The sequence below is a fragment of the Jatrophihabitans telluris genome (assembly GCF_023516435.1).
In the GTDB taxonomy this organism is placed as follows: domain Bacteria; phylum Actinomycetota; class Actinomycetes; order Mycobacteriales; family Jatrophihabitantaceae; genus Jatrophihabitans_A; species Jatrophihabitans_A telluris.
This window is the reverse complement of the sequence record NZ_CP097332.1, coordinates 163,158-186,136: the sequence shown is the minus strand read 5'-3', so window position 1 is coordinate 186,136 and position 22,979 is coordinate 163,158. Positions and strand designations below refer to the sequence as shown.

Annotated in this window: 23 protein-coding genes and 2 tRNA genes; 11 read left to right on the top strand and 14 right to left on the bottom strand. The window is 66.9% G+C overall.

Translation table 11 applies throughout. From position 1 onward, the window contains the following. The first annotated feature begins 7 nt into the window (after positions 1 to 7). Complete coding sequence (locus M6D93_RS00855) at positions 8 to 415, top strand: PaaI family thioesterase (RefSeq protein WP_249772192.1); 408 nt, start codon at positions 8 to 10, stop codon at positions 413 to 415. Here M6D93_RS00855 and M6D93_RS00850 read toward each other — a convergent pair whose 3' ends face one another. From M6D93_RS00850 to M6D93_RS00830, 5 genes are all read right to left on the bottom strand, one after another. Continuing rightward, complete coding sequence (locus tag M6D93_RS00850) at positions 416 to 1,555, bottom strand: glutamate--cysteine ligase (protein ID WP_249772190.1); 1,140 nt, start codon at positions 1,553 to 1,555, stop codon at positions 416 to 418. Between the two features lie 38 nt (positions 1,556 to 1,593). Next, entirely contained in the window at positions 1,594 to 2,037 is a 444-nt protein-coding gene (locus M6D93_RS00845; protein ID WP_249772188.1) for a YdeI/OmpD-associated family protein, read from the bottom strand. 101 nt (positions 2,038 to 2,138) lie between these two features. Then, positions 2,139 to 2,211 (bottom strand) — tRNA-Ala (locus tag M6D93_RS00840). A 34-nt stretch (positions 2,212 to 2,245) separates the two neighbouring features. Continuing rightward, positions 2,246 to 2,356, bottom strand: coding sequence for a DLW-39 family protein (locus tag M6D93_RS00835; RefSeq protein ID WP_249772186.1), 111 nt, complete (start codon positions 2,354 to 2,356; stop codon positions 2,246 to 2,248). A 60-nt stretch (positions 2,357 to 2,416) separates the two neighbouring features. Continuing rightward, positions 2,417 to 2,490 (bottom strand) — tRNA-Ile (locus tag M6D93_RS00830). Between the two features lie 285 nt (positions 2,491 to 2,775). Here M6D93_RS00830 and ppk2 point away from each other — a divergent pair. Next, positions 2,776 to 3,657, top strand: a complete 882-nt coding sequence (gene ppk2, locus M6D93_RS00825; protein ID WP_347343720.1) for a polyphosphate kinase 2 — start codon at positions 2,776 to 2,778, stop codon at positions 3,655 to 3,657. Between the two features lie 26 nt (positions 3,658 to 3,683). On the opposite strand, the gene M6D93_RS00820 is transcribed toward ppk2, so the two are convergent. Further along, positions 3,684 to 4,178 carry a DUF3566 domain-containing protein gene (locus M6D93_RS00820; protein WP_249772182.1) on the bottom strand — a complete coding sequence of 165 codons (495 nt, stop codon included), beginning with the start codon at positions 4,176 to 4,178 and terminating at the stop codon, positions 3,684 to 3,686. A 181-nt stretch (positions 4,179 to 4,359) separates the two neighbouring features. Between M6D93_RS00820 and M6D93_RS00815 the strand changes: the two genes are divergently transcribed. Next, positions 4,360 to 4,614, top strand: coding sequence for a hypothetical protein (locus tag M6D93_RS00815; protein WP_249772180.1), 255 nt, complete (start codon positions 4,360 to 4,362; stop codon positions 4,612 to 4,614). Positions 4,615 to 4,745: 131 nt separating this feature from the next. On the opposite strand, the gene gyrA is transcribed toward M6D93_RS00815, so the two are convergent. From gyrA to dnaA, 7 genes are all read right to left on the bottom strand, one after another. After that, a complete protein-coding gene (gene gyrA, locus M6D93_RS00810; protein ID WP_249772178.1) occupies positions 4,746 to 7,223 on the bottom strand; it encodes a DNA gyrase subunit A in 2,478 nt (825 codons plus the stop codon). A 72-nt stretch (positions 7,224 to 7,295) separates the two neighbouring features. Then, positions 7,296 to 9,329, bottom strand: coding sequence for a DNA topoisomerase (ATP-hydrolyzing) subunit B (gyrB, locus tag M6D93_RS00805; RefSeq protein WP_249772176.1), 2,034 nt, complete (start codon positions 9,327 to 9,329; stop codon positions 7,296 to 7,298). Between the two features lie 245 nt (positions 9,330 to 9,574). Then, entirely contained in the window at positions 9,575 to 10,114 is a 540-nt protein-coding gene (locus tag M6D93_RS00800; RefSeq protein WP_249772174.1) for a DciA family protein, read from the bottom strand. A 160-nt stretch (positions 10,115 to 10,274) separates the two neighbouring features. Next, on the bottom strand, positions 10,275 to 11,468 hold the full coding sequence (gene recF / locus M6D93_RS00795; protein WP_249772172.1) for a DNA replication/repair protein RecF: 1,194 nt from the start codon (positions 11,466 to 11,468) through the stop codon (positions 10,275 to 10,277). Between the two features lie 53 nt (positions 11,469 to 11,521). Continuing rightward, the gene (gene gnd, locus M6D93_RS00790; RefSeq protein ID WP_249772170.1) at positions 11,522 to 12,472 is read right to left on the bottom strand and encodes a phosphogluconate dehydrogenase (NAD(+)-dependent, decarboxylating); all 951 of its coding nucleotides are present in this window, start codon (positions 12,470 to 12,472) and stop codon (positions 11,522 to 11,524) included. A 161-nt stretch (positions 12,473 to 12,633) separates the two neighbouring features. After that, the gene (gene dnaN, locus M6D93_RS00785; RefSeq protein ID WP_249772168.1) at positions 12,634 to 13,764 is read right to left on the bottom strand and encodes a DNA polymerase III subunit beta; all 1,131 of its coding nucleotides are present in this window, start codon (positions 13,762 to 13,764) and stop codon (positions 12,634 to 12,636) included. A 442-nt stretch (positions 13,765 to 14,206) separates the two neighbouring features. Then, positions 14,207 to 15,883, bottom strand: a complete 1,677-nt coding sequence (gene dnaA / locus M6D93_RS00780) for a chromosomal replication initiator protein DnaA (RefSeq protein WP_283818622.1) — start codon at positions 15,881 to 15,883, stop codon at positions 14,207 to 14,209. Between the two features lie 623 nt (positions 15,884 to 16,506). Here dnaA and rpmH point away from each other — a divergent pair. From rpmH to M6D93_RS00745, 8 genes are all read left to right on the top strand, one after another. Then, a complete protein-coding gene (rpmH, locus tag M6D93_RS00775) occupies positions 16,507 to 16,644 on the top strand; it encodes a 50S ribosomal protein L34 (RefSeq protein WP_249772166.1) in 138 nt (45 codons plus the stop codon). Positions 16,645 to 16,685: 41 nt separating this feature from the next. Continuing rightward, positions 16,686 to 17,012: a ribonuclease P protein component gene (gene rnpA / locus M6D93_RS00770; protein ID WP_249772164.1), complete on the top strand. Its 327-nt coding sequence runs from the start codon at positions 16,686 to 16,688 to the stop codon at positions 17,010 to 17,012. Continuing rightward, positions 17,009 to 17,326 (top strand): membrane protein insertion efficiency factor YidD, encoded by a 318-nt coding sequence (gene yidD, locus M6D93_RS19300; RefSeq protein ID WP_283818620.1) that lies wholly within the window; start codon positions 17,009 to 17,011, stop codon positions 17,324 to 17,326. The genes rnpA and yidD overlap by 4 nt, the downstream gene beginning before the upstream one ends. Continuing rightward, the gene (gene yidC, locus M6D93_RS00765; protein WP_249772162.1) at positions 17,326 to 18,423 is read left to right on the top strand and encodes a membrane protein insertase YidC; all 1,098 of its coding nucleotides are present in this window, start codon (positions 17,326 to 17,328) and stop codon (positions 18,421 to 18,423) included. Before yidD ends, yidC begins: the two co-directional genes overlap by 1 nt. A gap of 103 nt (positions 18,424 to 18,526) precedes the next feature. Then, positions 18,527 to 19,093: a Jag family protein gene (locus M6D93_RS00760; protein WP_249772160.1), complete on the top strand. Its 567-nt coding sequence runs from the start codon at positions 18,527 to 18,529 to the stop codon at positions 19,091 to 19,093. A gap of 17 nt (positions 19,094 to 19,110) precedes the next feature. Continuing rightward, complete coding sequence (gene rsmG / locus M6D93_RS00755; RefSeq protein WP_249772158.1) at positions 19,111 to 19,869, top strand: 16S rRNA (guanine(527)-N(7))-methyltransferase RsmG; 759 nt, start codon at positions 19,111 to 19,113, stop codon at positions 19,867 to 19,869. Positions 19,870 to 20,127: 258 nt separating this feature from the next. Continuing rightward, positions 20,128 to 20,979: a ParA family protein gene (locus M6D93_RS00750; protein WP_249774243.1), complete on the top strand. Its 852-nt coding sequence runs from the start codon at positions 20,128 to 20,130 to the stop codon at positions 20,977 to 20,979. Then, positions 20,976 to 22,124, top strand: coding sequence for a ParB/RepB/Spo0J family partition protein (locus M6D93_RS00745; RefSeq protein WP_347343515.1), 1,149 nt, complete (start codon positions 20,976 to 20,978; stop codon positions 22,122 to 22,124). The genes M6D93_RS00750 and M6D93_RS00745 overlap by 4 nt, the downstream gene beginning before the upstream one ends. Positions 22,125 to 22,210: 86 nt before the next feature. Here M6D93_RS00745 and M6D93_RS00740 read toward each other — a convergent pair whose 3' ends face one another. Then, positions 22,211 to 22,822 carry a nitroreductase family protein gene (locus M6D93_RS00740; RefSeq protein WP_249772154.1) on the bottom strand — a complete coding sequence of 204 codons (612 nt, stop codon included), beginning with the start codon at positions 22,820 to 22,822 and terminating at the stop codon, positions 22,211 to 22,213. Positions 22,823 to 22,979: the final 157 nt, after the last annotated feature.

Here is a 22,979-nt window from a genome sequence, read left to right as displayed (position 1 = left end):
ACCGGTCATGCAGCTGAGCAATGATCAGATCCTCGCGCTGGTGCCTTTCACCGCGTTCGTGGGCGTAATTTACACCGAGCTGACTCCCGAACGAGTCGTGGCGGCGCTGGCGGTGACACCCGAGCGCACCACCATCGGCGGGGGGTTGCACGGCGGAGCACTGATGACCCTGGCGGACTCGGCGGCCGCCGCGCTGGCCACACTGAATCTTCCCCAGGGAGCGGCCGGGACGGTCACCATCGACTCGGCGACCCACTTCCTGGGTGCCGCGCGTAGCGGAACCGTGACAGCCGCCGCGCGTCTGCTGCACTCCGGACGGACCACGATCGTGGCTGAGGTCGACCTCACCGACGACGCCGGCCGGCTGATCGGGCGGACCACCCAGGTTCAGGCGGTGCTCGCCGGCGCGGGGTGATCAGCTCAGCGGACGTCCCGCGCGCATCTCTCGCACCAGGCTGTCGACGACCGCGGCCAAGTTCCCGCCGTTGGCCTCGGCGACCAGGCGCTGTCGCTGATAACTGGCGCCGGACGTGAGGATGTTCATCACCGAGGCCAGTTCGTAGGCACAGTCGAGCTGGATGGCGACCGGAGTCAGACAGTCGACCAGGTCGGCGAGCTCTTCGGTCACGAGCCGTTCACGTCCGGCCGCGTCAAGGATGATCTCGGCCTCCAGGCCGTAACGCGCGGCCCGCCATTTGTTCTCCTGGACGTGCCAGGGCGGCAGAGTCGGCAGTGAACCTCGGCGGTCCAGTTCGCCGTCGAGGTAAACGACCAGGCAATGGATGAGCGCGGCTACGGCGGTGACCTCGGCCAAGGTCGGTAGCCCGTCGCACACCCGGACCTCGATCGTCCCCAGCTTGGGCGACGGACGGATGTCCCAGCGAATCTCGCTCAGGTCGTCGATGACCCCCGTGGTGAGCATGTCGGCGACGTAGCTCTCATAGCCCGACCAATCGCCGAACTGGAAAGGCAACCCGGCCGTCGGCAGCTGCTGGAACATCAGGGCGCGGTTGCTGGCGTAACCGGTGTCGGTGCCGCCCCAGTACGGCGAGGACGCGGACAGTGCCTGCAGATGCGGGTGATAGGTGAGCAGGCCGTTGAGGATCGGCAACACCTTGTGGACGGAGGAGATCCCGACGTGGACGTGCACTCCGTAGATGAGCATCTGCCGCCCCCACCACTGGGTGCGGTCGATCAGGGTGGCGTAGCGGTGGTAGTCGGTCACGCGCTGCTGGTGCCAGTCGGCGAACGGGTGGGCCCCGGCACTGAACAGCTCGACGCCCATGGGGTCGATGACCTCGCGGACCTCGGCGACGCTCGCGGCAAGATCGGCGGCCGCCTCCGCGGCGTTGCGGCAGACCCCGGTCACGAGCTCGACGGTGTTGAGCAGCAACTCCTGCTTGATCTTGGGATGCTCGGGCTCCTGGTGCGGACGGACCGCGTTGAGCACCTGCTCGGCGACCGAGACCAGATCACCGGACTGCTTGTCGACGAGGGCGAGCTCCCACTCGACCCCGAGGGTGGGCCGTAGTGAACGGACGAAATCGATCTGCACGTGCCCTCCTGGACCCGGTCCCGGTCTTATGGTCGAGTTCAGACCGACGTGTCGGCCGACAGCTTCTCGACGGTTTTGCCGATCCGGTTCGCGCGGGTCTCGGGTTTCTTGGCCGAGCTGATCCATTCCACGTGCTCGCGCTGATGGCTGAAGCTCAAAGCGTCGAATCGGGCCCGCGCGGCCGGGGTCAGTGCCGCGGCCAGATCGTCTGGCACGTCCACAGTCCGGGGAGCCTCGTCCACCACGATCTGCACGTCCAGCACGTCGCCGGCGCTCGCCTGCGCGGCTTCACGAATCTCTGCCCGCACCGGAATCAGATACAGCCCGCCCATCGGGGCGACCGACGTCCGGTAGCTGTAACCGTTGAACGTCACCACCACCTTCGGACGTTTGCCCGAACCGAGCGCCTCCACGACCGAGGGTGGCACCGTGATCCCGGTTGCCGTCTTGCCGTGGAGTTCCAGGGCGGCCGTGAACTTCATGGGTCAAGTATGTCGGACGGGTCCACGGGCGGCCGGGCTATTCGGGCACCACGGCCCACCAAACGCAACGGAGGCCCCGCGCTGCGGGACCTCCGAGAGGGTGGAGACGAGGGGAATCGAACCCCTAACCCCTGCCTTGCAAAGGCAGTGCTCTGCCAATTGAGCTACGTCCCCGAGCAGCCACCGAATTGCGTGGCCGGCGAAGCAGTCAGGACGATCGAGTGGCGTCTCGCCAGACGTCCTTCGAGTCCTGCCCCTTCTTCCGCTTCACCAGCACGAACGCGGCGATACCCGCGATTACGGTGAGCAATTTCTTCATGCGCACTCCCTCGGGCCTGACCGTGCGGCCACGGGAGCCCGTGGTCGGCTGAGCAGTGAGTGGGCCTAGGAGGACTTGAACCTCCGGCCTCATCCTTATCAGGGATGCGCTCTAACCGTCTGAGCTATAGGCCCCTCTTCGACGTCTTCATGACCGGATCTCCACGAGCCAGAACCGCACGAACACGCGAGGAGAGAGCTTACCCGGACCACCGCCGTCCCCCCAAACCGGTCCCACCGTGGCTTCAGCGGCCACCGGCCGCGGCTCGCCCAGCCGACCCGACCCGACTCGCCCCGAGTCTCGACCTACCGTGATCTGGCGCGTTGAATGGGCCGGTGACCGCCGAACACGAAGCGCCCGCCGAGGCGCAGCCGTTTCACGCCGACATCCATCGGGTCTCGGGTGCCCCGTCGCTCGACCTGTCGCGACTGGACTTCTCCGAGGAATTCGATGATCCGACCCTGCTCGCCGAGGACGGGCGCCCGGTGGAGACCTGGCGGCAGGACTACCCCTACGACAGCCGGATGACTCGTAAGGAGTACGAGCAGAGCAAGCGCGCGCTGCAGATCGAGCTGTTGAAACTGCAGAGCTGGGTCAAGGCCACCGGCCAGCGCGTCGTACTGCTGTTCGAGGGCCGGGACGCGGCCGGAAAGGGCGGGACGATCAAGCGCTTCACCGAACACCTCAACCCCCGCGGGGCCCGGGTGGTGGCGCTGGAGAAGCCGTCCGAGCGTGAGCAGACCCAGTGGTACTTCCAGCGTTACGTCGCGCACCTGCCGGCCGCCGGTGAGATCGTGCTCTTCGACCGCTCCTGGTACAACCGCGCCGGGGTGGAACGGGTCATGGGGTTCTGCACCGCGGCCGAGTACCTGGAGTTCATGCGCCAGGCGCCGGAGTTCGAGCGCATGCTGGTGCGCAGTGGCGTCCGGCTCGTCAAGTTCTGGTTCTCGGTGTCGCAGGCCGAGCAGCGGACCCGATTCACCATCCGGCAGATCGACCCGGTCCGGCAATGGAAGCTGTCACCGATGGACCTCGCCTCGCTGGACAAGTGGGACGCCTACACCGAGGCCAAGGAGGCGATGTTCTTCTACACCGACACCGCCGACGCCCCGTGGACGGTGGTCAAGAGCAACGACAAGAAGCGGGCGCGGGTCAACGCGCTTCGACATGTGCTGGCGACCCTTGACTACGACGGACGCGACCTCGACCTCGTGGGAAGCCCGGATCCGCTGATCGTCGGACCAGCGGCCCAGGTCTTCGAGTCCGGAGAGAGTCCCGCCCGGCTGTTCCCGCGGTTGTAGGCCAGCCGCACCCGTAGCGGCGGGCGCTACTCGCGCTCGGACAGGGTCAGTTCGACGCCGCCGACGAGGTCGGCGCACAGGTTGTAGATCATGGACCCGATCGTCGTGATAGCGATGAACAGGACGATGTAGACGGCACCGATGATGATGGCCGTGCCGAAGACGATCGAGCCCGTGACGACGTTCTTGGACGTGGTGGATCCGGAGACCTTTCCGACGGCCTGGTTGATGCGGTCCAGCACACCGGCGACGTCGAGGACGCCGTAGAGCACTCCGACCGCGATCAGCCAGACAAAGAAAAGGGCGATCGCCAGCACGCAGGAGAACTTGAACACCGAGTAGACGTTGATGTGGCTCAGCGTCAACCGAGCCTTACGCGGCTGCCGGTTGGCCGACCGGCCCCGCGCCGCCTTGGTCGCCTTCGATGCCTTTGGTGCGTTGACGCCGGGGGGCGTTCCCGGTCCGCCGGCTTCGGGGGCAAGGCCCACAGCGCCCGAGTTGTAACCGCTCGATGACGCCACTGCGCCTCCCCCTGCTGGTCCGGTAGGTGCGCCGACGGCGCCGTAGTTGGAGCTGAACCCGGGCTGGCCGATCCGGGGTGGCGGCGGAGCCGTCTCCGGCCGCTGCCCAGTTGCCGCCCCCGTTGCCGCCCCAGTCGCAGGGCCAGCTGCCGGCCCAGTCGAACCGAACGGGGGTACCGCGGTGGTCGGAGCGTCGGCCGGCGCACCGGTCACCGCATTACGCGCCGAACTGGCCACCGCCGCGGTGCCGGCCGCCACGCTCGCGGCGGCGCCGCTGATCTTGGCAGCGAGCGAGCTTCGGCCGGACTCCGGCGCGGCGGCCGCCGATTCAGCGCCCAGACCCGGGAAACCGATCGGCCCGGTGTTGCCGGAGTCCGCCACCGGCGCGTCGCCAGCGGCTCCCGCGGACGTCGTCCGTGAGGGCTCTGACCACTGACCGCTCTCGGGAACGCGAGGCAGAGCTGTGGTGTCGTGCTCGGTGGACGGACCAGCGGAACCGGCTGACGCGGGATCAGGGTTGACGGTGCCCCCAGCGGTCCGTTGCGGCGGACGGCTCTCGGTCATCGTTTAGGACTCCTGCTCCTCGGGTTCATCGGCGTTGCGGGCGATCGAGACAAGCGCGACGCCCTCCGGCAGATTCATCAGCCGGACGCCCATGGTCTGGCGCTGGGCACGACGGACCTCCGCGACCGATGTCCTGATGACCACACCGTCCGACGTGATCGCGTAGATCTCGTCCTCAGGCTGGACCGTCAGGGCACCGACCAATCCACCCCTCGTCGAGACAATACGCGCAGTCAGGACGCCCTTGCCGCCTCGGCCCTGGACCGGATACTCCTCGACCTTGGTCCGTTTGGCGAAGCCGCCGTCGGTCGCGATCAGGATCTCGGTGTCTTCCTCGACCACTTCCATGGCCAGCAGTTCGTCGTCGGCGGAGAAGCGCATCCCGATGACACCGGACGTCGCGCGCCCCATCGGACGCAGCGTGTCGTCGTCGGCCTTGAAGCGGATGGACTGGGCGTGCTTGCTCACCAGCAGCAGGTCGTTCTCGGGTGAGATGAGGGCCGCGTCGATCAGCTCGTCCTCAGGCCGCAGGTTGATCGCGACGATTCCGCCGGAACGGTTGGAGTCGAAGTCGGTCAGCTTGGTCTTCTTGACCAGACCGGACTTCGTCGCCAGCACCAGGTAGGGCGCCACCTCGTAGTTCTTGATCGTCATGACCTCGGCGATCTGCTCGTCCGGTTGGAACGCGAGCAGGTTCGCCACGTGCTGACCGCGAGCGTTGCGGTTGGCCTCGGGCAGGTCGTAGGTCTTGGTCCGGTACACCCGTCCCTTGTTCGTGAAGAACAGGATCCAGTCATGCGTGGAGCACACGAAGAAGTGGGCGACGATGTCGTCGGTCTTCAGCCCGGCACCCTGCACACCCTTGCCGCCCCGCTTCTGGGACCGGTAGAGATCGGTCTTGGTGCGCTTGGCGTAGCCGGTCCTGGTGATCGTGACGACGACGTCCTCGGCCGCGATCAGGTCCTCCATCGACATGTCACCGTCGAACGGAATGATCTGGGTGCGCCGCGCGTCGCCGTACTTGGCCACGATCTCGGCGAGTTCGTCCCGGACGATCGAGCGCTGCCGGCCCGGCTTGGCCAGGATGTCGTTGAAGTCGGCGATCTTCGCTTCCAGTTCGGCGTACTCGTCCTGCAGTCGCTGACGTTCCAGCGCCGCGAGCCGGCGAAGCTGCAGATCGAGGATCGCCAGCGCCTGGATCTCGTCGATGTCGAGCAGTTCCATCAGCCCGGTACGGGCCACCTCGGCCGATGCCGACGCGCGGATCAGCGCGATCACCGCGTCGAGCTGGTCGATGGCCTTGAGCAGCGCGCGCAAGATGTGCGCGCGTTCCTCGGCCTTGCGGAGCCGGTACTTGGTACGCCGGACGATGACCTCGACCTGGTGCGCGATGTAGTAGCTGACGATCTGGTCCAGCCGCAGGGTGCGAGGCACGCCGTCGACGATCGCCAGCATCGTGACACCGAAGGTCGTCTGCAGCTGAGTGTGCTTGTAGAGGTTGTTCAGCACGACCTTGGCCACGGCGTCGCGCTTGAGCTGCACGACGATCCGCATGCCGATGCGCTCGGAGGACTCGTCGTTGACGTTGGCGATCCCCGCGACCTTGTTGTCGCGCGCCAAGTCGGCAATGTTCTGGATGAGGTTGTCCGGGTTGACCTGGTACGGAAGCTCGGTGACCACCAGGATGGTGCGCCCGCGGGCGTCCTCCTCGACGGTCACGACGGCCCGCATCCGGATCGAGCCCCGGCCGGTGCGCTGCGCGTCCTCGATGCCCTGCCGGCCGACGATCAGGCCCTTGGTCGGGAAGTCCGGTCCCGGAATGCGCTGCATGAGCTCGGCCAGCAGTTCGTCCTGGGTGGCGTCAGGGTGTTCCAGCGCCCAGGTCACGCCCGAGGCCACCTCGCGCAGGTTGTGCGGCGGCAGGTTCGTGGCCATGCCGACCGCGATACCGCCGCCGCCGTTGACCAGCAGGTTCGGGATCCGCGAGGGGAGGACGGTCGGTTCCTGCGAGCGCCCGTCGTAGTTCGGGCGGAAGTCGACGGTCTCTTCCTCGATGTCGCGGAGCATCTCCATCGACAGCGGTGAGAGCCGGGCCTCGGTGTACCGCATGGCGGCGGCCATGTCGTTGCCGGGTGAGCCGAAGTTGCCCTGCCCGTCGACCAGCGGCGCCCGCATCGACCACGGCTGGGCGAGCCGGACCAGGGTGTCGTAGATCGCGGTGTCACCGTGAGGGTGGTAGTTACCCATGACGTCACCGACGACCCGCGAGCACTTCACGTAACCGCGATCGGGACGGTACCCACCGTCGTACATCGCGTACAGGACGCGGCGGTGCACGGGCTTCAAACCGTCGCGAACGTCGGGCAGTGCCCGCGAGACGATGACCGACATCGAATAGTCGAGGAAGCTGCGCTGCATCTCCAGTTGCAGGTCGACCGGTTCGACCCGGTCGTGGCTGGGGGGCGGCGGTACTTCAGTCATGATGACCTTTCAGAACACATTCCATCGGCGAACACGGGCGATTCGTGCTTCGGGTGGCGGAGCGCGGACCCGTTAGATGTCGAGAAAGCGGACGTCCTTGGCGTTACGGACGATGAATGAACGGCGGGCGTCGACGTCCTCGCCCATCAGGACGCTGAACAGCTCGTCGGCGGTCGCCGCGTCGTCGAGGGTGACCCGGCGAAGCAGGCGCGTGGCCGGATCCATCGTGGTCTCCCACAGCTCCTTGGCGTTCATCTCGCCCAAGCCCTTGTAACGCTGGATCGAGTCGCCGGCGGCCCGGCGACGACCGGCAGCCTCACCGGCCTCGATGAGACCGTCGCGTTCGCGTTCGGAGTAGACGTAGTCCGGATCTCCCTTGGACCACTTGATCTTGAACAGCGGCGGAGCGGCGAGGTAGACGTAACCGGTCTCGATCAGCGGGCGCATGAACCGGAAAAGCAACGTCAGCAGCAGCGTCGTGATGTGCTGGCCGTCGACGTCGGCGTCGGCCATCAGCACGATCTTGTGATAGCGCAGCTTGGCGGCGTCGAAGTCGTCATGAATGCCGGTGCCCAGCGCCGTGATCAGGGACTGAACCTCGGTGTTCTTCAGGACGCGGTCGATCCGGGCCTTCTCCACGTTGATGATCTTTCCCCGCAACGGCAGGATCGCCTGGTAGAGCGAGTCCCGGCCGGACTTGGCCGAGCCGCCCGCGGAGTTGCCCTCGACGATGTAGAGCTCGCTCTTCTCCGGATCGGTCGAGCGGCAGTCGGCAAGCTTGCCGGGCAGACCCATCGTGTCGAGTGCGCTCTTGCGGGCGAGCTTGCGGGCCTGCTGTGCGGCCTTGCGGGCGCGTGCAGCCGAAGTGGCCTTGTTCACCACGATCCGGCCATCGGCGGGGTTGCGGTCGAACCAGTCGGTCAGCCACTCGTTACACATCTTCTGCACGAACGACTTGGCCTCGGAGTTGCCCAGCTTGGTCTTGGTCTGGCCCTCGAACTGCGGCTCGGCCAGCTTGATCGAAATGATGGCGGCCAGGCCCTCCCGGATGTCGTCACCGGTGAGCTTGTCGTCCTTCTCCTTCAAGATCTTCTGAGCCAGCGCGAACTTGTTGACCACCCCGGTCAGCGCCGCGCGGAAGCCCTCCTCGTGCGTACCACCCTCGTGCGTGTTGATGGTGTTGGCGAACGTGTACACCGATTCGGAGTAGGACTCGTTCCACTGCATCGCGATCTCCACCGACATCCGAAGTTCTTTGTCCTCGGGGTCGAAGTAGATGACGGACTTGTGGATCGGTGACTTCGTGGCGTTGAGATGCTTGACGAAGTCGGCGATACCGTCGGCGTAGTGGTACACGACCTCCTTCACCTTGGGCTTGGCGTCGTGCTCCTCGATCGTCTCGGACGTGATCTCCTCGGCGCGGTCGTCGGTCTGGACGATCACACCGGCGCGCTCGTCCCGCAGGACAATGGTGAGCCCCTTGTTCAGGAACGCCATCTCCTGCAGGCGACGGCTGATGGTCTCGTAGGAGTAGGTCAGGGTCTCGAAGATCGATCCGTCGGCCCAGAACGTCACCGTGGTGCCGGTCTCGTCCGTCTTCTCGCCCTTGACCAACGGCCCGGCGGGCTTCTGGTCGACGTAGGGCTGGGTCCACCGGTAGCCGTCGCGCTTGATGTCGACGTCCAGGCGATTGCTCAGCGCGTTCACGACCGAGATGCCGACGCCGTGCAGCCCACCGGACACCGCGTAGGAGTCGCTGTCGAACTTTCCACCGGCGTGCAGGACGGTGAGGATGACCTCTACCGCCGGCTTTTGCTGCTGCTTGTTCATACCGACGGGCATGCCTCGCCCGTTGTCGGTGACCCGGACACCGCCGTCGGTCATCAGGGTGACCTCGATCCGGTCGCAGTAACCGGCGAGCGCCTCGTCGACGGAGTTGTCGACGACCTCCCAGACCAGGTGGTGCAAACCGCGATCGCTGGTGGAACCGATGTACATGCCGGGACGCTTGCGAACCGCCTCGAGCCCCTCGAGAACCTGGATTGAATCGGCACCGTAATTGGACGCGGGCTTGGAGGCCACAAGTACTCCCTTTGAAGACTGCATAGTCGGTCGAACCTGTTCATCTTACTAGGAGCGGCTGACAAAAACCCGTTGGCAGGCCGCTGTACGTGTCACAGAGCGATTTTCACGGCTGCGCTGGCTCCGGAGACTCGCCAGCGATCCGACCAGCCACTTTGGGGCCGTACAGGCCCACGCGCCCGGCCTGGACACCCCGGGCCTACCCGGTCGGGGCGGGCCAGGCGATCAGGGCGGGCCAGGCGATCAGGGCGGGCCGGGCGATCGGCAGGCTATCCGTACGTGTCGCGCACGCCCCGGCCGCGCATCGCCCACGGCCCGTGCTTCCAACTCGGCCCGGACGGTCCCGAGATGGAGATGCGCTTGACCAGGCCGCGGGGCAGGTCGGCGGTGATGCGGGCCAGGATCTGAGGCGCCATCAGTCTCAACTGCGTTGCCCACGCCGTGGATTCGGCCTGGACCCGGAGTTCACCATCGGCCAGACTGACCGGCCGGCACCGCGCGGCGATGTCCGCGCCGACCACGGTGTCCCACTGTGACATCAGCCGGGCTTCGGCCAGCGGCCCGACCCAGCCGAGCTCGCCGACCGCCTTGCCGACGATCGAGCCGATCGCAACCGGATCCCGTTCGTCGGGTCGGGCACCGCTGTAGCTCGGACCGTCGGGGTTGCGCCGGCGGCGACGACGAACCGCGCGCGCGCGGGCCGCGCCTTGCCCGGTTGCCATCGCGCGGGCCGCGGCCAGCGCACCGGCCGCCATGTCCCCCGAACCCGTGGAGTCGGGCTCCACGTCGCCGGGCTCACCATCGTCCACCGGGTCACCTCGTCCACAGTCTTCTGTGGACGAAAGACCAACATCTGGGGATAACCTGCCGGAAATGTCGGGATATTGCGCATTGTTGGTGTGGATATCTTCGCTCCGGCTCCGCGCGCGATCCGCTGCGTCCTTGTCTGGCGACGCAGCGTCATGGCCCTCAGACGACACGGCGCACCTCACCGTCAGCGATGTCGAAACGAGCCCCCGACAGCTCCTCGGGGACATCGTCCACGACTGCAGCCGAAATCAACACCTGCTCCGCCTTGCCGGCCAGCGCCGCCAGCGCCTGCCGCCGCGTCCGGTCGAGCTCGGCGAACACGTCATCGAGGATGAGCACCGGCTCGGCTCCATCGGAACCGAGCAGATCGAAACAGGCCAGCCGGAGGGCCAGGGCGGCCGACCAGCCCTCACCGTGGCTGGCGTAACCGCGGATGGGCAGCCCGTTCAGGGACAGTTCGAGTTCGTCACGGTGCGGCCCGACCAGGGACACCCCTCGCTCGATCTCGCTCGCCCGGACCCGAGCCAACTCGGCGAGCAGAGCCGCGGTGAGCACGCCGATCGTCGGAATCTCCGACTCGAGGTCCCCATTGCCCACCTCCGGGCCGGACCCGGACGGCAGCGCGGAATCGATCGAGCTGACATAACGCAAGCCGAACGGCGACCGTAGGGGAGGCGACGCGCGGTTTTCCGGCGCGATACGGGTATAGGCCTCCTCGGCGTACGGACGCAGGGCCCGGACCAGATCGAGGCGCGCGGCCAGAAGTTGCGCGCCGTGCTCGGCCAGATGTCCGTCCCACACGTCCAACGTGCGCAGGTCACCGGCGCCACCGGCACGTCGAGCCGCGCCTGCGGTCTTCAGCAGCGCGGCACGTTGCTTGAGCACCCGGTCGTAGTCGGCTCGTACCCCGGCGAGCCGCGGCGTGCGTTGCACGAGGACCTCGTCGAGGAACCGGCGACGCTCAGACGGATCGCCGCGAACCACCGCGAGATCCTCAGGAGCGAACAGCACTGTCCGCAGGCCGCCGAGGATGTCGCGGGGCCTGGTGACCGGTGAGCGGTTGAGCTTGGCCTTGTTCGCCCGCCCGGCCGTGATGGCGACCTCGAGGACCAACTGGCGGCCGTCGTTCACGACGGCCGCCTGAACCACCGCGGTGTCGGCTCCCGACCGGATCAGCGGAGCGTCGGTCGACACCCGGTGGCTTCCGAGGGTCGACAGGTAGCCCAGCGCCTCCAGCAGGTTCGTCTTGCCCTGCCCGTTGGCCCCGACGAGCACGCTCACGCCCGGGTCGAAGGCAAGGTCGGCTCGCGGCCAGCTACGGAAGTCGGCCACCGACAGGTGCTGGACGTACACGGCTCACACGCTACTTGCCGACCGGCTGACAGCCGGCGTGTTCGGATCGACTTTCAGGATGCGTTCGGGCTCGCGGCAGCGGCCGTCTTGGCGGCCTCGCCCGGCGTTTGGGCCGGGGCGGCGTCACTGGCCGATTCGACCGCGTGGCCACCGAACTGGTTACGCAGGGCGGCGACCATCTTCATCGCCGGTGAGTCGTCCTGGCGCGAGGCGAAGCGGGCGTAGAGCGAGGCGGTGATCACGGGCAGCGGGACCGCGTTCTCGATGGCGGCCTCGACGGTCCAGCGACCCTCGCCGGAATCGGCGGCATAACCCTTGATGGACTTCAGGCCCGGGTCTGCGTGCAACGCCCGGACGGCCAGGTCGAGCAGCCAGGACCGGATGACGGTCCCGTTCTCCCACGACGCGAACGTCTCGGTGACGTTCTCCAGGATGGGTGAGGCGTCCATCAGTTCGTAGCCCTCGGCGAAGGCCTGCATGATGCCGTACTCGATACCGTTGTGGACCATCTTGGCGAAGTGACCAGCGCCGACCGGACCGGCATGCACGAAACCGGAGTCACCCGAGGGCTTCAGTGCGTCGAAGATCGGTTGCACGCGGCCGACGTCCTCGGCCGAGCCGCCCACCATCAGCGCGTAGCCGTTCTGAAGGCCCCACACGCCGCCGGACACCCCGGCATCGACGAAGCCGATGCTCTTTTCGGCCAACTGCTTGGCGTGGATGGCATCGTCGGTGTACTTGGTGTTGCCGCCGTCGATGACGATGTCGCCCTCGTCGAGCAGGCCCTTGAGGGTCTGGATGACCTCATCCGTCGGCTGACCGGCGGGCACCATGACCCATACGGCACGAGGAGCTTGCAGGGCACCGATGAGCTCCTCCAGGGAGCTGACGTCCCGCGGGGAGGTCTCCGAACGGTCGTAGCCGACGACCTCGTGTCCTCCGTTGCGGATCCGCTGGGCCATGTTGCCGCCCATCTTGCCGAGTCCGATCAGACCGATCTGCATACCGTGCCCACTTTCCCGTCCGAGCTTGTGAGACCTAGAGGCTAGGCGCTCCCCTGCTGAAACCGCTTAACGAAATCGCTTGCCAACATAGACCCGGGTGGGTGTGGCGCGCAGCCCGCCCGGCCGACTCAGCCCGGCAGGTCGCCTACCGGAGGGTCGACTCAGCCCGGCAGACGCACCGGCATGATCAGGTAGGTGTAGTCCGAACCGGGGGCGCCTTCGGCTCCGGCGGGACGGATCACGGCCGGCTTCGTGGGCGTGGTGAACAACAACCGAGCGATGGGTGCCTCGATCGCTCCGAGGCCTTCGAGCAGGAAGGTCGGGTTGAACGCGGTGGTGATCGCTTCCCCGGAGTAGTCGACCTCGAGATTCTCCTCGGCCTTGCCCTCGTCATCGCCGCCGGCGGTCAAGGTCAGGCCACCATCGGAGAAGTCCAACCGGACCGGGTTGCCGCGATCGGCCACCAAAGCCACCCGCTTGACCGCCTCGGTGAGCGCGGCGACCGAAACCTCGGCGGTCACCGAGAAATCGGTGGGCAGCAACGTTCGATACGGCGGGAACTGCGCGTCCAGCAGTCGGGTGGTCGTCCGCCGGCCGGTACCGGCGAAACCGATGATTCCCTCCCCGGCCCCACTGGTGGCCAGGGCGATCGACAGTTCGGCGTCGCCGGTCAGGCTCTTGGCGGCATCGGCCAGGGTGCGCGCCGGGACCAGCACCGCCAGCTCGGCGTTGCCCGTCGAGGCCGGATTCCAGGTGAGTTCCCGGACCGCCAAGCGGTAACGGTCGGTCGCCGCCAGCGTCACCCGCTCGCCGTCGATCTCCATCCGGACGCCGGTCAGCATCGGGAGCGTGTCGTCCTTGCCCGCGGCGACGGCGACCTGCGAGACCGCTCGGGCGAATACCGACGAGCTCACCGTGCCGGCGGTGGTCGGCATATCGGGCAACCGGGGGTAGTCCTCGTCCGGCATGGTCGGCAGCGTGAACTTGGCGCTCCCGCAGGTGATGCTCACCCGGGACCCGTCCGCGCTGACCTCGACGGGATGCGCCGGCAGGGCTTTGGTGATGTCGGCCAGCAGTCGACCGGACACCAGGGCACGCCCCGACGAACCGGCCTGCACCTCGAGTCCAGCCTGGGTGGAGACCTCGTAGTCGAAGCCGGAGATCGAGAGCTGGTCATCGGTGACGTCGAGCAGGAGGCCGGCCAGGACCGGAGCGGCCGGGCGGGCCGGCAAGCTGCGCGCTGACCAGGCCACGGCGTCGGCGAGGGCGTCGCGCTCGATCCGGAACTTCATCAATCCTCCAGGGTCAACAACATGCGGGTGGTACGAGCGGGGATCCGGCCACGCTGACGTTCGCGTCGGTTCGCGCCGGTGGGCGGCGAGTTACACGGACACGTCGACACGGTCGGGACGGACAGCGTATTCCCACCGGCGATCGACTGATGTTGTCCCCACCGTCCCCAGCCCGTATTTCGAGTACTTGTCATTCATTAATAAATATCTGTCATCGTCGTCATAAGGGCTGTGGATGCTGTGGGAAACCGCTCCTGGCCCCCGGCTGGCGGGCCGGCGCCCTGTGGGTGAGCGACCGGCAACCGGTGGGCAACAGTGACCGGCACGTGGACAACGAATGACAGGAACCCGTCGTCCACACTGACCCCCGGGGTTGTCCACAACAGTGTTCACACGTTGGGGATAGCCGAATCCGACGTCGGACGGCTCGGCGCCGCGGCGTTCAGGAGCGAGCACGGGTGCGAATCCGGCTGGTGAGCTCGGTGATCTGGTTGTAGACGTTGCGCCGTTCAGTCATCAGCGACCGGATCTTGCGCTCGGCGTGCATCACGGTGGTGTGATCGCGTCCGCCGAAGGTCTGGCCGATCTTGGGCAGCGACAGCTCGGTCAGCTCGCGGCACAGGTACATGGCGATCTGGCGGGCCGTCACGAGCACCCGGGTACGCGAGGAGCTGGTGAGGTCGTCGATGCTGATCCCGAAGTACTCGGCCGTGACGGCCATGATGGTCGGGGCGGTGATCTCGGGGCGGTCCGACTCGGAGATCAAGTCCTTCAGGACGATCTCGGCGAGCTTGAGGTCGATCTCCTGCTTGTTCAGCGAGGCGAAGGCCACCACGCGGATCAGGGCGCCCTCGAGCTCGCGGATGTTGGTCTGGATCTTCGACGCGATGAACTCCATGACGCCCGGTTGCAGCGTCATCCCGTCCTTGGCGGCCTTCTTGCGCAGGATCGCGATCCGCAGTTCGAGGTCGGGCGCCTGCACGTCGGTGATGAGACCGGACTTGAATCGCGTCACCAGGCGGTTCTGCAGCCCGGCCAACTGCTCGGGCTTGCGGTCGCAGGAGATGACGATCTGCTTGTTCGCCAACTGCAGGGTGTTGAAGGTGTGGAAGAACGCCTCCTGTGTCTGCTCGGCCCGTTCCAGGAACTGGATGTCGTCGATCAGCAGGAGGTCCACATCGCGATAACGACGTTGGAAGGACTGAACGTCGTTGATGCGGACCGAGTTGATGAAGTCGTTGGTGAATTCCTCGCTGGAGACGTAACGCACCCGCATGGTGGGTTCGAGCCGGCGACCGTAGGCCCCGATCGCGTGCAGCAGGTGGGTCTTGCCCAGGCCGGAATCACCGTAGATGAACAGCGGGTTGTACGCCTTGGCCGGCGCCTCGGCCACCGCTACGGCGGCAGCGTGGGCGAAGCGGTTGGACGAGCCGGGTACGAAGGTCTCGAAGGTGTACTTCGGGTTCAGCCTGGCCTCGGCGTCGAGGCGGCCACCCTGTTCGGCACCGGCACGGTGGGTTCCGTTGGAGAACAGGCCGTAACCGTGCTGGTCGTCGGTCGTGAAGCGGTCGTAGGCGTCGATGTCCTCGACCGTGTCGTGGCCGCCCTCGTCGCCGGAATCGAAGCGGGAGTCGCTACCCGCCCCGGGACGGTTGTCGGTGCGGGGCTCGCCCCGTGAGTCCAGCCGAGCCTCGGGACGGGTATCGCGCCGGGTGTCGATGCGGTCGAGCTCGTCGAAGGCCGTGCCGTACCCGGAGCTGAAGCCCAGGCCGTAGCCGGTCGAGGTATTGGGCCGGCTGGTCGGCTCAGCGCGGACGGCCGACTCGTCACCGGCGTGGGGACGCTCAGGTTCGGACTCGATGGCCTGGACGGTGACGGCGACGTTGATCTCGCGTCCCAGCGCCTCGGTCAGCGCTGAGATGATCAGCGGCCGGAGGTTGTTCTCCAGGTAGTCCTTGGCGTACGGATTCGGCGCGGCCAGCAGAGCGGTGTCCTGAAGCAAACCGATCGGTCGGGTCAGGCTCAGCCAGGCTCGTTGATGCGGTCGGACCGATGGATCGTCCAACTGGGTGATCGCGTTATTCCACACGTCGGCAAGATCTGCGAGATCGTCCGGCACTACAGTCCAACTCCCTCGCTCGTCCAGCCACAGCTCGGCCTGACGAGAAGGCCGGGCGGACTGCGGCCTGGCGGCCGTACCACGGATGTATCCACAGCTTTTTCCACAGCGTGTGGAGGGGACGAAGAAGGCCACGTCGGACGAAGACGTGGTGATGCCTCTCCGGCGCACCGTGAGGTGCACCCGAACAGGGGTGACAGTCCTTTGGGGGCGGCCTCAGTAGTCGTCCTGAGAAGTCGTCCCGAGGAGGGATTGATGACCCGTTCGAGCCGCGGCTTGGATCCGTGGTTCATTTAGTTCGAGCCGACAACGTAACAGCGTCCGGCGGCTACCCACAATCCCGGGGCGCCGAAACCGAGCGATTTCCGCCTGCTAAGCGGCGTGTCGCCGAAGGCGGCTTTCCGGATCCCACTAAGGTGCGCGATTTTGCTCGGTACGCTGCGTACCCAGCGGCTCCGGTTTGACCTCGGCGGGGTCCGATCCGTACCGTTGAGACCTCGTGTGCCCTCCCTTTCCGGGAGGCACTGCCTGTGCTGATCGACTACTGGCTCCATCGGGGCTGAGTCACACCAACTCAGCGGGTGCATCACCCGCTGGACGAGCTGAATTGATGGAGCGCCACCGTGAGCAAGCGGACTTTCCAGCCGAACAACCGCCGTCGGGCCAAGACCCACGGCTTCCGTCTGCGGATGCGCACCCGCGCCGGTCGCGCCATCCTGTCGACCCGTCGTCGCAAGGGCCGCAGCGAGCTGTCGGCCTGAGCCGACCGGCTCTATTTGCCATGCTTCCCGCAGCGCACCGGATGCGATCGAGTGCCGACTTCGCTGCGGTGACGCGTCGAGGTCGCCGCACCCGGTGTGGCGACCTTGTGGTGTATCTGTCCACGGCCGCTGAAGCGCGCGACACCCTCGTCGGTCTGGTCGTCGGTAAGTCGGTCGGCCCGAGTGTCGTCCGGCACCGAGTCGCTCGCCGACTGCGAGCTCAACTGGCCGCTCGCCTCGACCAGGTCCCGGTCGGGGCTCGAGTTGTCGTGCGTGCCCTCCCGGAGTCGGCCGACCGTGCCTCGGTCGAGCTGGGCCGCGATCTCGACCGGGCGTTGCAGCGCTTGTCCGGCGGTGTTCGCCCATGAACGGCGACGAAGCCGCACGCCTGCCTCGGCGTGAACCCCGACCAGGCGTCCGGCTGGCCTTGGCCCTGATCTCGGCGTACCAGATCGGGTGGAGCTCGAAGCGCCCCGGTGCGTGCCGCTATCTTCCGAGCTGCAGCGAGTACACCGCCGAGGCAATTGCTCGTTTCGGTGTGATTCGCGGAGCGTGGTGGGGATTGCGCCGGATCGGTCGGTGTCATCCCTGGCACAGCGGCGGCTACGACCCGGTGCCCGGCGGAACCGAAATCCCCGACGGATCGTCGCAGAAGAGAACTCTCCTAGAACAGGCTGGTTGATGCTGAACCCGTTATATACCGCGGTCTCCTGGGTACTCCTCCGGTGGCACCAGCTGTTCGACATCATCGGGCTCAACCCGGATGCAGGTCTCACCTGGGCGCTGTCGATCATCATGCTCACCGTCACCGCGCGGTTACTGCTGTTCCGATTCTTCATCAAGCAGGTGCACTATCAGCGCCGCATGCAGGAGATGCAGCCGAAGATCAAGAAGCTGCAGGACAAGCACAAGGGTGACAAGGCGGCCCTGCAGCGCGAGATGATGGCGCTGCAGCAGTCCGAGGGCTTCAACCCGATCTCGGGCTGCCTGCCGATGCTGTTGCAGATCCCGATCTTCATCTCCCTGCTGCACGTGCTGCGCCGGCTCAAGCCGGGTGCCCACGCCTTGTACAGCTGGACTCCGGACCAGACCGAGTCGGTCATCCATGCCCGGCTGTTCGGCGCCCCATTGCCCGCGATCTTCGGGTTCCCGTTGCCCCCCGCGCTGCACACCGCGACCGCGCGCATCCACGAACTGGGCGGGGACCCGACGGTCACCCGGATCGTGACGCTGGTACTCGTGATCGTCTCTGCGGTCGCCACCCTGGTCACTCAGCTTGCGGTCATCCGCAACGCACCGACGCCGGCCGAGGGTCAGGCGGCGATGATCCAGAAACTGATGCTCGTCGGTATCCCGCTTTCCGTGCTGGGATCGGGGTTCATCTTCCCGCTCGGCGTGCTGCTGTACTGGTTCACCTCGAACCTGTGGACGATGGGTCAGCAGTTCTACATCTTCAAGTTCCATCCGCACCCGTCTTCGGTTCCCGCGAAGGCGGGCGTGGTCGCCGAGACGAATGATCTCGGGCGGAGCTTGGCGCCACGGCCGGGAGCCCGTCCGGCCAACGCGAAGAACGCTCGGGGCAGCGTCGCTAAGTCGGTCTCGTTGGACAAGTCCGCGGCCCTGGACGACCTCGCCACGGCCGACGGCGCGGGCTCTTCGGCTCCGACCGGCTCGACCTCCCCCGGGGCCAGCGCAACCACCAACCGGCCCGCGAGCCGATCCCCCCGTCCGGGCGCACGTCCGGCCGCCAAGCGCGCCCCCAGCAAGAAGCGCCGCTGACCTATCCCTGGCGGCGCACCGACCGTGCTCGCGCGACCGAGGTAGCCCGCCGTAGACCTGTTCGTCGCGCCCCACCGCGCGCATCGCTGAAGAAGGATGACCCATGACAGACACCGTCTCCACCGACACGACCACCGACCCGATCGAGGGCACCGCTGCCGATGCAGCCGACACGACCGGTACCCCGGAAACGGATGAGCACGAGGAATCGTCGCTGCTCGTTCGTGAGGGTGATATAGCCGCCGACTACCTGGAACGCCTGCTCGACATCGTCGACTACGACGGAGACATCGATCTGGACGTCGAGAACGGCCGCGCGATGGTCGCCATCGTGGGCTCGGATCTCCAGCCGCTCATCGGCCCGAACGGTGCCACCCTGGACGCCCTCCAGGAGTTGACGCGCTTGGCGGTACAGCAGCAGACCGGTGTTCGGAGTCGGTTGATGCTCGATGTGTCCGGGCACCGGCGAGGGCGCCGTGATGAGCTCACCGAGCTCGCTCGCCAGACCGCGCAGGATGTCATCTCCTCGGGTGAGGCGGAGCGGTTGGCCCCGATGAATCCGTTCGAGCGCAAGGTCGTGCACGATGCCATCGCCGCGATCGACGGTGTGGTCAGCGAGTCCGAAGGTGAGGAGCCGTCGCGGCGCGTCGTCGTCCTCCCGGCTTCCTGACTCAGCGCCGAGCTGTGGTGAGTACCGGAGAGCCGCAGACGCCGGGCCCGGCGATCGTTCCGGTGCCCGGTTCGGGCCGCGCTCCAGCGTCCGATGATCCACCGGTCACGTCCCTCACCACCGTGAGTGCTCCACTGGCTGGACCGCCACCTGCTGCCGCGAACGCCCGCTACGCCGGCCGGGTTGACCTGCTGGCCCGTTACGCGCAGTGGCTTGCTGATGCCGGGACGGTCCGCGGCTTGATCGGGCCCCGTGAGGTCCCGCGCCTATGGGAACGGCATCTGCTGAACTCGACCGTGCTCGAGGAGCTGATACCCCCTGGGTCGCGGTTGGTCGATATCGGCAGCGGCGCTGGGCTGCCGGGCCTCGCCGTGGCCTGCGTTCGTCCCGATCTGCGGGTAGATCTCGTGGAGTCCCTGCAACGGCGGACCGATTTTCTGAACGAGGTCGTGGCTGCGCTGGACCTGTCCGACCGGGTGCGAGTTGTGCGGGGGCGGGCCGAGGACAAGGCCGTCATCGACACGGTAGGTTCAGCGGAGTTCGTCACCGCCCGAGCCGTCGCTCCACTGGACCGGCTTGCGAGTTGGGCTATGCCGCTACTCCGACGCGGTGGCCATCTGCTCGCGATGAAGGGCGATACCGCTGACAAAGAGATCGCTGCCGCCGGGCCAGTACTGCGGCGATTGAGGGCCGAGGTTGTGGGCATTCGTTTATGCGGCGCGGAACTCATCGATGCGCCCGCTCGGGTCGTGGACGTCGTGAAGCTCGGCCGCTGAGCGAGAGGTTCGGCGCAGGGGTTGGACCGCGAGGGTGCACGCCATGTTTCACGTGAAACATCGACAAGTGAGGATGTAAGAGTGACAGTCCCGTCGGATGCCGGCCGAGCCGAATCGCGCCCGGTTTCACGTGAAACATCGACGTCGGACGAAGAGTTGTACGCGGCGTTGCAGGCTGACGCAGCGGACAGTGGCCGCATCGGCAACCGCGAGGTTTCACGTGAAACATCGTTCGACACCCCGATTGCGCGCGAGGCGATGCGTGCCGTGCACGTGCGCAATGTTCGGCAGGAGAGCTGGCCCCGGCCCAGGCACCGCCGAGTCATCACCGTGGCGAACCAGAAGGGCGGCGTGGGGAAAACGACGACCGCGGTCAACCTGGCCGTCGCGTTGGCCCAGCACGGGCTCGCTGTCCTGCTTATCGATCTGGACCCGCAGGGCAACGCCAGCACGGCTCTTGGCGTCGAGCATGGCGTCGGCACGCCCTCCATCTATGACGTGCTCCTCGGCTCGTCCACTCTCTCCGACGTGGCCGTACCGGTCGAGGTTGCCCCCGCTCTGAAGTGCGTTCCCGCCACGATCGACCTGGCCGGCGCCGACATCGAGCTGGCCTCGCAGGTAGCCCGCGAGCATCGACTGCGGCGTGCGCTGGACCAGTTCGATGAACCGGTCGACTACATCATCATCGATTGCCCACCAGCTCTGGGGCTGTTGACGCTCAACGCGCTCGTCGGGGCCCGCGAGATCCTGATCCCCATCCAGTGCGAGTACTACGCCTTGGAAGGATTGGCCCAGCTCACCAACACGGTCGAGCTCGTGCGGGCCCAGCTGAACTCCGGGCTCGTGGTCTCGACGGTGTTGCTGACGATGTACGACAGTCGAACCAGGCTCGCCGACCAGGTCGCGGACGAGGTGCGCAACTACTTCGGGGCGAAGGTCATCCAGTCGGTCATTCCGCGTAATGTGCGGGTGTCCGAGGCACCTGGCTACGGCCAAACGGTCATCACCTACGACCCTGGGTCGCGCGGGGCGATCGGGTATCTGGAAGCGGCACGAGAGTTGGCCGAGCGCGGAGCGGTGTCGCCCGACACCGAGCCCGCACACGGATGAAGCTGGAGCGGGACGGAGAAGTGGTGGCGAACAAGCAACGTCGAGGTGGGCTCGGAAGAGGACTCGGAGCGCTGATCCCGACCGCGCCGCCCACCCCCTCACCATCCGGACCAGGTGTGGACGGGCACTCGGCGGCGAATGACTCCGCCGCGAGCCGGGTTATGTCAACTGACGGGGATTCTGCACAGGGGGCGGGCGCTGCGGAAGGGTCCGATTCCACCTCGGCCGGATCAGGTACCGACGTTCGCGGAAGCAATCGAGTGCCCTCGATCGACGCGATCATCACCTCGTCGGCCACGGATTTCTACTTCGACCCCTCACCGGTGCCCGGCGCCACGCTGCGAGAGGTGCGGCCGAGCGAGGTCACGACGAATCCGAAGCAGCCCCGGACGGTTTTCGACGAGGACGCACTCGAGGAACTTGCTCATTCCATTCGTGAGTTCGGTGTCCTGCAACCGATCGTCGTCCGCGAACGCGACAACGGTTATGAACTCGTCATGGGCGAGCGCCGGTTGCGGGCATCGATCCTCGCCGGCCTGGAGACGATCCCGGCCATCGTCCGGGACACCGCCGACGACGCGATGCTTCGCGACGCCCTGCTGGAGAACATCCATCGCGCCCAGCTGAACCCGCTCGAGGAGGCCGCGGCTTACCAGCAGCTGCTGGAAGAATTCGGTGCCACGCACGATGAGCTGGCGAGCCGAATCGGCCGGAGCCGTTCCCAGGTCAGCAACACCATCCGCCTGATGAATCTGCCGGTGCCGGTGCAGCGCCGGGTGGCCGCCGGGGTGCTGTCCGCCGGGCACGCTCGAGCGCTGCTCGGCCTTGCCGACCGGGATCAGCAGGAGGACCTGGCCGGTCGCATCGTGGCCGAGGGCCTGTCCGTGCGCGCAACCGAAGAGCTCGTTTCCCTTACCGGGAAAGCCGATTCAGCTCCAGCGCCGCGCACCAAGCCGACCGGCCGAATCTCCGCACCAGCCCTCGCCGACCTGGCCGACAAGCTCTCCGACCGCTTCGACACCCGAGTCCGCGTCGAGCTGGGACGTCGCAAGGGCAAGATCACCGTCGAGTTCGGATCGATCGACGACCTCGAACGAATCGTGGCGATGATCGCTCCCGAGTTGGCCACCAAGCGCGGGGATTGACGATCAGGCGTGTTCGAAAGGGCGGCGTCGGACCGGGGTCTCACCCGGCCGCGGTGGACCGCGGTCTACCGCGGTCTACCGCGGCCTCAGCCGGTCGCGGGCGCTGGGTTGTAGGTCACGACCTCGTCCAGCGTCCGCCGGCCGCGCTTGAGCGACGGAGACTTCGGGTCCGGCAGCCCGTAGCCGAGGCTGATCACGCCCACGAAGCGTAGTTGTTCGGCAACGTCGAAGGCCGTGCGCACCGCCCGGTGAGCCGCGGGCGGGACGCCGAAGAAGCACGCCGCCAGACCACGATCCACCGCTCCGAGCAGGATCAGCATTGCGGCCATGCCCGTGTCGACGTCCCAGTAGGGCACTGGCCACCGAGCCTCGTCCCGATCCGTCCAGCCCTTGTCCGGGGCGGCGTATCGGTCCAGGTAGGCCTGTTTGTCGGACAGGCACACGATGAGAGCCGGAGCGGACTGCATACCGGCCAGCCAACGATCCGGCGGCTCGTCGCCGTCGGCCGTGGCCGTCCAGAATCGCTGCCGTGCCGTTGCGTCGTCCAGGACCAGAAACCGCCAGCCTTGACTGAATCCGGCGGACGGGGCCCGGATGGCCAGGGCCAGCAGGGCATCCACCTGCTCCCGGGACACCGCACGCTCCGGGTCGTAGTTTCGGACCATGCGCCGTCGGCGAACGGTTTCGGTGAACTCCATGCAGCCATTGTCGCGACCGCTCCGGTCGCCGGCCGACCGGGTGACCGAATCATCGGCCCGGGCGCCGCAGGCGGACGATCGGGCGACCGATATCGCCGTGACCAATCCCCGGCAAGTGTGAAACCCTGAACCACGTGCATCTCGACCAGTCCAGCAA

Excerpts from the sequence above, each read along its gene's own strand:
- M6D93_RS00855 (WP_249772192.1), top strand. The coding sequence starts at position 8 with ATGCAGCTGAGCAATGATCAGATCCTCGCGCTGGTGCCTTTCACCGCG.
- M6D93_RS00845 (WP_249772188.1), bottom strand. The coding sequence starts at position 2,037 with ATGAAGTTCACGGCCGCCCTGGAACTCCACGGCAAGACGGCAACCGGG.
- M6D93_RS00835 (WP_249772186.1), bottom strand. The coding sequence starts at position 2,356 with ATGAAGAAATTGCTCACCGTAATCGCGGGTATCGCCGCGTTCGTGCTG.
- gyrA (WP_249772178.1), bottom strand. The coding sequence starts at position 7,223 with ATGACTGAAGTACCGCCGCCCCCCAGCCACGACCGGGTCGAACCGGTC.
- gyrB (WP_249772176.1), bottom strand. The coding sequence starts at position 9,329 with ATGCAGTCTTCAAAGGGAGTACTTGTGGCCTCCAAGCCCGCGTCCAAT.
- gnd (WP_249772170.1), bottom strand. The coding sequence starts at position 12,472 with ATGCAGATCGGTCTGATCGGACTCGGCAAGATGGGCGGCAACATGGCC.
- dnaN (WP_249772168.1), bottom strand. The coding sequence starts at position 13,764 with ATGAAGTTCCGGATCGAGCGCGACGCCCTCGCCGACGCCGTGGCCTGG.
- rnpA (WP_249772164.1), top strand. The coding sequence starts at position 16,686 with ATGCGATCGAGTGCCGACTTCGCTGCGGTGACGCGTCGAGGTCGCCGC.
- yidD (WP_283818620.1), top strand. The coding sequence starts at position 17,009 with ATGAACGGCGACGAAGCCGCACGCCTGCCTCGGCGTGAACCCCGACCA.
- yidC (WP_249772162.1), top strand. The coding sequence starts at position 17,326 with ATGCTGAACCCGTTATATACCGCGGTCTCCTGGGTACTCCTCCGGTGG.
- M6D93_RS00760 (WP_249772160.1), top strand. The coding sequence starts at position 18,527 with ATGACAGACACCGTCTCCACCGACACGACCACCGACCCGATCGAGGGC.
- M6D93_RS00750 (WP_249774243.1), top strand. The coding sequence starts at position 20,128 with ATGCGTGCCGTGCACGTGCGCAATGTTCGGCAGGAGAGCTGGCCCCGG.
- M6D93_RS00745 (WP_347343515.1), top strand. The coding sequence starts at position 20,976 with ATGAAGCTGGAGCGGGACGGAGAAGTGGTGGCGAACAAGCAACGTCGA.
- M6D93_RS00740 (WP_249772154.1), bottom strand. The coding sequence starts at position 22,822 with ATGGAGTTCACCGAAACCGTTCGCCGACGGCGCATGGTCCGAAACTAC.